This window comes from Roseibium sp., assembly GCF_025698965.1.
In the GTDB taxonomy this organism is placed as follows: Bacteria; Pseudomonadota; Alphaproteobacteria; order Rhizobiales; family Stappiaceae; genus Roseibium.
Window position 1 is genome coordinate 1 of record NZ_JAILWL010000301.1, and the last position, 8,146, is coordinate 8,146.

5 protein-coding genes are annotated in these 8,146 nt (G+C 55.5%); 3 read left to right on the forward strand and 2 right to left on the reverse strand.

The features are described from left to right. Window positions 1-321 precede the first annotated feature (321 nt). The 3 genes from K5905_RS21495 to K5905_RS21505 all read left to right on the forward strand — a co-directional run bounded on the left by K5905_RS21495 (window position 322) and on the right by K5905_RS21505 (window position 3,175). Entirely contained in the window at window positions 322-717 is a 396-nt protein-coding gene (locus K5905_RS21495; protein ID WP_297587553.1) for a YbaN family protein, read from the forward strand. A gap of 344 nt (window positions 718-1,061) precedes the next feature. Then, on the forward strand, window positions 1,062-2,534 hold the full coding sequence (locus K5905_RS21500; protein WP_297587557.1) for a calcium-binding protein: 1,473 nt from the start codon (window positions 1,062-1,064) through the stop codon (window positions 2,532-2,534). A gap of 221 nt (window positions 2,535-2,755) precedes the next feature. Continuing rightward, window positions 2,756-3,175, forward strand: a complete 420-nt coding sequence (locus tag K5905_RS21505; RefSeq protein ID WP_297587558.1) for a hypothetical protein — start codon at window positions 2,756-2,758, stop codon at window positions 3,173-3,175. Window positions 3,176-3,270: 95 nt separating this feature from the next. Here K5905_RS21505 and K5905_RS21510 read toward each other — a convergent pair whose 3' ends face one another. Both K5905_RS21510 and K5905_RS21515 read right to left on the reverse strand, forming a co-directional pair. Continuing rightward, entirely contained in the window at window positions 3,271-3,987 is a 717-nt protein-coding gene (locus tag K5905_RS21510; protein ID WP_297587561.1) for a response regulator, read from the reverse strand. Beyond that, window positions 3,984-7,763, reverse strand: a complete 3,780-nt coding sequence (locus K5905_RS21515; protein ID WP_297587563.1) for a PAS-domain containing protein — start codon at window positions 7,761-7,763, stop codon at window positions 3,984-3,986. The genes K5905_RS21510 and K5905_RS21515 overlap by 4 nt, the downstream gene beginning before the upstream one ends. Window positions 7,764-8,146 lie beyond the last annotated feature (383 nt).

The following is an 8,146-nucleotide window of genomic DNA, read 5'->3' on the forward strand; positions in this document are numbered from 1 at the left end:
GATTTCCGGAGCCAATTTTCCACGGTTTGACGTCAATACAGGCACTGGCCACCCGGCTCCAGCCGAAGACAATCCGTGGCTGGATAAAATTCAACTGGAATTGTCGGAGTTACAACTCAGGCTGCCGATTGTGTCGGCTCAAGCTCATTCCGGGTTTTGATATCTGATTTCCGGGAAAGATCTGGCCGGAGCACCCAAAAACCGTCAGCCGGCAATAATGCAAAAGAGATCAGAAACGTCGCGCGCTTGATACAAATCAAGACAGTACTCTCGCATACAGATAAAACTTGAGTTTTATATTCCGGTAAAGGATCGTGTGACTTGAGAGAAGTTTTGCAAGCGGTCGTGCCAAACGCGAGACGTGCATTCTGGTTGGTCCTTGGAGCGATGGCTCTTTTGTTTGGAGCAATCGGGGCGGTGTTGCCGGTGCTGCCAACCACACCTTTTGTGATCGTGGCAGCCTTCGCTTTCGGTAAAAGTTCACCACACTTGCGGGCAGTCTTGGAAAACAACAGTGTCTTCGGACCAATCATTGCGGACTGGCGGGAGAACGGGGCAATTGCAGTCCGTTACAAGGTGATTTCCATCGGCATGATGGCCGCTGTCTTCGGCCTGAGTTTCGCGCTTTCCGTTTCCATGACCGTTCTGATCATCCAGGCATCCTGCATGGCGGGGGCTGCCTTGTTCATCCTCAGCCGGCCCAATGCTGCCGCCTGAGACGAACAGCCAGCTGTCAAACAAAGAGATCCACAATGGGTCGCCGGCAAAATCGGGTCTGTCCAAGGCTTGTTCGTACGCTTTGGATGCGGCACGTGCTTCGATTGATCGAGCAAGTCTAGCCACGCTTGGCGTGTCCGGTCTGTATCGTCTGTAACAGATGTATCAACTGGCAGGAACGGAGCCGGTTACGGCGATACAATTCATACAGTCTTTCTTTCATTGCGACGTCGAGCGGATACGTCTGCCAGTCAATCTCTGTGCAGTGGGTATCGCGCGTTCGTTCCCTCGCGGTCGAGCGCACCGGTGGCTGAAGGCCATCAATTGCATAGAGGAAGACTTTCATGGCGTTCAGATTGCTAACTCCTTATTCCAAAACACTCGGGTGGAACAAAAAACTAGGAAAAAACTGGTCGGACTGGATGGAAGACGGCCAGTCACCTGATCCGGCAGAAAATTCCGGTCACCAGTCTCGCGGTCGGGCCGAGCGTCTCGAAGGTGAAACCGCGTCCACATCGGATGGAAGCGGTCGCGAAATTCGGCGCGGCGGTGCGCTCGAGGGAGGTGATAACTCCTATCGAACAGTGGAGCGTGCGGAAGAGGGACCTGTTTCCCCCTGGTCATTTGCGGCAAAACTCGGCGGTGCCGTGCTCGGCAACCTGGGAGGTGCCTCCTTTTTGAATGGCCTGACCAACGATCTGATCGCTACGCCGGTCAACATCTGGATCGACTGGAACGGAGACGACCTCTATTCCGGCACTTCCGGCGTCGACATTGCCTACGGTCTTTGGGGCGATGACGACATCTTTCTGTTTGACGGCAACGACACCGCTTATGGCGGTTCCGGTAATGATCTCCTCCACGGGGGGGACGGCAATGACAGGCTTTTCGGCGGCGCCGACAATGATGTCATTGTCGGTGATGTCGGAGACGATGTCCTGGAAGGAGAGGATGGCAACGACACTCTGCTCGGCGGTCGCGGCAATGACCTGATCAAAGGTGGCGATGGACGTGACAGGATCGAGGGTGGCGACGGTCGTGATGCCGTGCGCGCTGGCGATGGCGATGACACGGTCGAAGGCGAAGACGGCAATGACATTCTCTGGGGCGACGCCGGCAGGGACACGGTTCTGGGTGGTGATGGTGACGATCAGGTCTTCGGCGGGCTTGGCAACGATCTGCTGCAGGGCGGCCTGGGTGATGACCATTTGGAAGGTGGCGGCGGTTCGGACGTCATGATCGGCGATCAGGGCGATGACCTGATGAACGGTGGTCCTTCAAACGATCAGATGTCCGGTGATCAGGGCAATGACGATATGGACGGCGGAACCGGGAACGACAAAATGGAGGGCGGTGACGGCGATGACATCATGCATGGGCGTGACGGGGCCGACCAGATGTTCGGTGGCGCCGGCAACGACTATATCCAGGGCGGAGACGGAAACGACTCCATCACCGGCGGCACAAACGGCAATGGCGATGTGGGCGACTATATGCTCGGCGGTGCCGGATTTGACGTGTTTTACTTTGTGGCCGGAGACAGTGGCGGTGCTTCAGGCCCGATGGATGTGATCGAGGACTTCACCCAGGGTGGTGACCTTGTTGTAATCGAAGGATTTTTCGCCGACTTCCTTGGTGAACAGAACGGTTTTTCGGACACACCGGGTGCCGAAGCCTATTTCGAACATGCGCAAAGCAACATTTATGGCGATGTCACCAATGTCTACATTCGCGATGGTGTCGGGCTCGAAGAGGACCTGTCCTTCTCGATGCTCGGCCATATCAATCTGACACAGAACGACCTCTTCATCGTCTGACCGGTTCACAAGTCAGGGCGGCAGATTTCGTGTCGCCCCGAACTATTCTTGCAACAAGTACCTTCACGCTGCGTTGAACTCTCATGTTCTTCGCAGCTTTTTTTACTGGACTGAAGATTTACTGATACAATTGAAATATTGAGTGAAATCAATCAGATAACTTCGGCTCATATCTTTGTACCGTCAGCAATAATGCTGACTGGATACAAATGGAGATACAAATGAGCATGAAAATTACACTTCTTTCCGCGCTTGCCGTGTTGACGGTCGGTTCGGTTGCCACGGTCACACTGCCCGCAACCGCTCAGGCAAAGGATCGAATTGTGACCTGCAACGACGGCACGGTGTTCAATTTCGGTTCCGACGATGCGATCAGCAACGAAGTTGCCTGTGCCGGTCACGGCGGTGTCAAGCCGACATCCCCGTTCAAGGCATCCAAGATCAAGTCCCAAGGTTCTGTGCCGAAGCCCGGCAAGGCAATGCGGGTTTCCGGCACCGACAACCAGCGGAACAGCGTTCCTGACGGGTCTTATGGCGGCAAGAACAAGGCCGTTGCCTGGACCGCGGGATGCTATGCGGAATTCGGTCCGAATGCGACCCATCCGGATGCAGCTCTGCTGGAAAAATGCCTTGGCAACTAAAGACCGGTTCAGGTCGTGACACGATCTGATCCCATCCAAGATAACCCTGTGTTTCCTCGGAAATGCAGGGTTTCTTGTTATGATACGTGCGTTCCTCAGTCGAAAACGTATCCAATACCGCGGACGGTGCGAATGGTTTCCGGCTTGGTCGGGTTGGTTTCGATCTTTCGTCTGAGCCGCGAGATCCTGAGATCAATGGATCGGTCGAACGGCTCCCATCCCTTGTCGTGAGCCTGTTCCAGAAGCTGGTCCCGGTTGAGGACCCGTCCCCGGTTCTCGGCAAAAACCCGTAAAAGGCTGAACTCCATGGCTGTGATTGCGATTTCATTGCCGTCAGATCCGAAGAGTTTGGCGCCATCAAGATCCAACCGGCAGTTTCCGAATGCCACGGTGCCGTTGAGCCGGTCCTGCCTTTCATTCTCGGTGTCGGCGTAATCCTGTCTGCGCAACGCTGCCTTGATTCGTGCTTCGAGTTCGCGCAGGTCGACCGGTTTGCCGACATAGTCGTCGGCTCCCATTTCCAACCCGATGATCCGGTCAACCACTTCACTGGCGGCCGTCAGCATGATCACAGGTACGGTCGATGTTGCCCTGAGATCCCGCAATGCAGTCAAACCGTCGGTTCCTGGCATGTTCACATCCAGAATGATCAAGGCGGGCCGGGTGCGATCAAGAAGCGCGTTCATTTCCGCGGCGTTCGGAGCTTCTGCAACAGAATATCCGCGCTCAGTCAGATATTCCGCAACCATTTCACGCAAGTGCGGTTCGTCATCACAAACCAGGATGTGTTTCGGGGAAGGGCTTGATGTCATGATTGTTCTTCTCCGTCACCAAGTTGCGTCAGAAGCCTCGCCAGGTCTTCCTTTGAAATCGGTTTTTCGATGTAAGGCCGTTCGCTTTCGGAAAGAAACCTCTGAACTGAATTGCCCATGGAATCTCCTGTCACGAATCCAATCCGGCCGGTATAGCTGGGAAGTCTTTGCTGCAGGGTCCTGTAGAAAGCTTCGCCATCCATGCCGGGCATCTTGAAGTCGCTTACAATGGCATCGAAGGACTGTCGTGACAGCTGGTCCAGTGCCTTTCGTGCGTCCGTGACCAATCGCGCCTGGCATCCCAGGTCCTGCAGCTGGTCGCAGATCAGTTCGCCGACATTTGCATCGTCGTCGATGACGAGAACACGTTTGCGCTCGATACTCAGTTCCTGCGGTGCGTTTAGAGCCGGTTCACCGGCTTCCGGTTTGATCGCACGCAGTTTGACGAAGAAACTCGTCCCACGCCCAGGTGCCGATACGACATCCAAAATCCCACCATGTGTGTTGATGATCCTGTGCGAAAACGCGAGACCGACCCCCGTTCCCTCACCGACATCCTTTGTGGTGAAAAATGGTTCGAAGATGCGCGCCCTGATCTCATCTGGAATACCGGCTCCGTTGTCGTGAATTTCGACAATCGAATGATCGGTGTCAGCGTCATAAAACGATCGCAGTTTCAGCACGGCGTTTTCACCCAGGGAGGCAAGAGCGTGTTCGGCATTGACGATCAGATTGGTGAATACCTGTACGAGCTGGTCTTCATCACCGGAGACTGCGGGCAGGGTTTCGTCGAATTCGGTGACAACCTTTACGCCATTTGCTCTCAAACCATATCCGGCAACATCCAGGGCGACCGACGCGATCTCGTTCAGTGAGCAGGGTTCGATTTTTGCGGGCCGCTGCCGGGCCATAGCCAGGAACGTTCTGACAATCCTGGCGCTGCGGTCGGCCGCCTCTGCAATCCGGTCCACCCGTTTCGACAGAACAGGGTCTTCCAGTTTTCCCTCCAGCATCTGGGCATAGCCAACGACAATGGAAAGTGGATTGTTCAATTCATGCGCGACGCCGGCGAGCAGTTCGCCAAGGGCCGAAAGCTTTTCGTTCTGATGCGCAATATCGCGCTGTTTCTGCAATTCCTCCTGCATGGCAAGGAGGTCGGAAATATCCCGTGTTGAGGACACGATTACATTTTCGCCCTTGTAATCGGTGACGCGTGCTGCCGTCAGGCCCTGCATGATGGAGCCGTCGGCCCGCCTGAACTGAACACGGTAGTCGTCAAGTTGTCCGGTTGGCAGCAATGCGTCCAGATAGCGTTCGCGGTCCTCAGGGCACAGGAAGAAACTCAAGGTCGTGTCAATCTCGCCGAAGCGGTCGCGCGACGCGGGCGGGCAATAGATGATCTTGCCGTCCTGGATCCGGGAAACCAGGAAGTTGGCCGGGCAGGCCTCGACAATCTTGCGCAGGAGTAGGTCTGCCTCTCGCTGTTCCTCTTCCGCGCGTCGCTGCTCGGTGACATCAATGAACGAGACCAGATATCCGTCCAGTTCGGTCTGGTGTGCAGAGGCCAGAAGGACACGACCGCCGCTGAGGTGGATGGTCTCCTTCTTTTTGTAAATGCGCGCCAATCGAACCAGCTCTTTGATATAAATGCCTTTTTCAACGCCGTCAGGCACAACCATGCCATCGGCATCGATCAGCCGGTCCAGCATGTCGATAAGATTCTCACCTTGTGTCGGTGCAGCAAGGCCGGTGAAAAACATCTCGTGATAGAGACGGTTGCCAAGCACGAAATTCATGTCGCGATCGAACAGAACAAGCCCCTCGTCCAGCGATTGAATAGCGTCGTTCAATGTTTGGAGACTGCGGGTTTCGGCTTGCTTGAGCGCGGTGGTGTCGGTCACAACGACGACCCGGCCGTTGTCCTGTGTGATTGCCCGTTCCACCAGATAGTGGCGGCCGTCCTTGAAACTGACTTCCATCGGGATCAGTGTTTCGCGTTGCTTCCTGACGGCTTCACCGAACATTTTCGCCGCCTGGTTACCTACGTTCTTTCCAGCAACGGTGGCAATCTGGGGAGACAGAACCCTGATCCTTTCCTCGTCGGAAAGCTCGAGGATTTCTTCCGAGGTCAGGTGGAAGGGGGCTGCAAAAGCGTCGTTGCAATGGGTGAATTGCCCGTCCGCGCCTTCAATCGCCACACCGACCGGCAGGCGTGCCACCGCATCGGTGAAGAGACGTTCGGCTCTCAGCTGATCGGTGACATCCTCGATGGTCAGGACGCGCCCCTGAAGGGCGGTTTCGTAAACATTGCCGACGATTTCCCTGCCCTGGTTGTTGGGGACTGAAAATCCTTTGACCGCATGGCGGATCATTCGATCCAACTCGTCAAGAATTTCCGTGCTTGGCGTCCAGGGAGTGAGCGGAAACAGGCCGGATGATATGGCGTCCGCGTGGACCTCGCGCATGGTCCGGCCGGGCGCAAGGAGATTACCATTGGGGTCGCCGATTTCACGAAACTTGCTGTTGGCGAATACCAGGCGCGCGTCATCGTCGACAAGGGCGATACCGAAGTCCACCGCTTCGATAGCGCCGTGAAGCATGTCGCGCGCGCGCGCTTCCGCGGTTCTTTGCTCGGTTATGTCCAGGACAGTGGCAACGATGCCTCCATCTTTTAGGCGCGTGAGGGTGATTTCCCGTTGGGTGCCATCTGCAACCTTGATCTCAACCTTGAGGCTTCCAACCTTGTCGAGCGTTTGAAAGATGCCCGGGATGCCACCGTCCGGAGCCTTGACGATTGTAATATGGCCGCTGCCGACGGCGGGACCGATGATGTCCTGCATCGGCGTGCCTGGCACCAGTAGCCTTTTGTGAGGACCCAGCATCTGCGCATAGCGGCTGTTGGCGAAAACGAGCCGCTTGTCCTGATCATAAAGGACAAACCCTTCTTCCAGGGCCTCCACCGCTCCACGCAGACGTGCATTGGCCTGGTCGGATTCGGCGCGCAGATCATAGGCTTCACTCAGGTCGGTGGTCGTTGAAACGATCACGTCCTCGCCCTGATAGTCGATCAGGCGGGCGGAAAGCTGGGAAGGAAAGCTCGTGCCGTCACTCCGCACGCCTTCAACAAACAAATCGTCGACACGACCATTTTTCTTCAAGGCTTCCAGATAATCTTTGCGCTTCTCGGGATTGTTCCAGTGCGCTGTCGCCGCCTGGTGATCCCCGAACAGGCCTTCCGATGTCGTTGAGCGGAACAGAACCTTGCCGTCTTCGAGGCGTGACATGAGCAGATTGGCAGGGCAGGCTTCGATCACCGTCTTTAAAAGATCTGCAGATGCACGATCAGCAATTTCGGTCCGGCGGCGTTTCGTGTCGTCGCGCACCGAAATCAGAAGGCGGTCCTGCCGAGTTTCGACAGTGGAGAGGATCAGAATGCGACCGTCTTTGCGCATGAGATCCAGATTGTCTGCTTGCTGGCGGCATTTTTGCGTGACAGCTTTGGCAAAGGCGGCAGCGCTGATCTTGTCAGGCAACTCGAACAGGTTTGCGGAAAAGAGGCGGCACAGAAAAGTTTCAACCTCTTCGTCTGGCGCAGGTTCCGGCAGGTCCGGCGAAGAGAGCAGTTCAAGAAAGCGCTTGTTACAGGTCAGGAATTTCTGGTCGAAGCCAAACAGAGCGAAGCCTTCCTGCAAGGCATCAACTGCATCTGCAAGGACTTCATTGGCTGTCCGGTCTGCCCCGGCAGCCGTTGTCCCACCTTCCGTATGCTGCAACATCTGATCCCACTTTTCCTGCCTGCCGGGCTCGCGGAGAAAACCGGCGAACCTTCAATAAACGCCAGGTTTTTCTGTTTGACCTTGGCGAATGTATCAATTGTATCACGGGCAGGATTCGCGGCGAGCGCTTTGGGACAGCGGATGGATTGGTCACTTGGAAGCGGATCAGGATCCACTGTTCTGCAATGCCGGACGTTTTTTTTGTAAATTGCGAGGGACGCGTTGAGCAGGCAAACAATCCATTCACTCCGGAGAAAGTGTAAACTATCTCTCCGGTATCAAATGTAAACCATGTGACAAGAATGGACCTTGAAAAGATTGGTGACCCCGACAGGATTCGAACCTGTGACCCTCAGATTAGGAATCTGATGCTCTATCCTGCT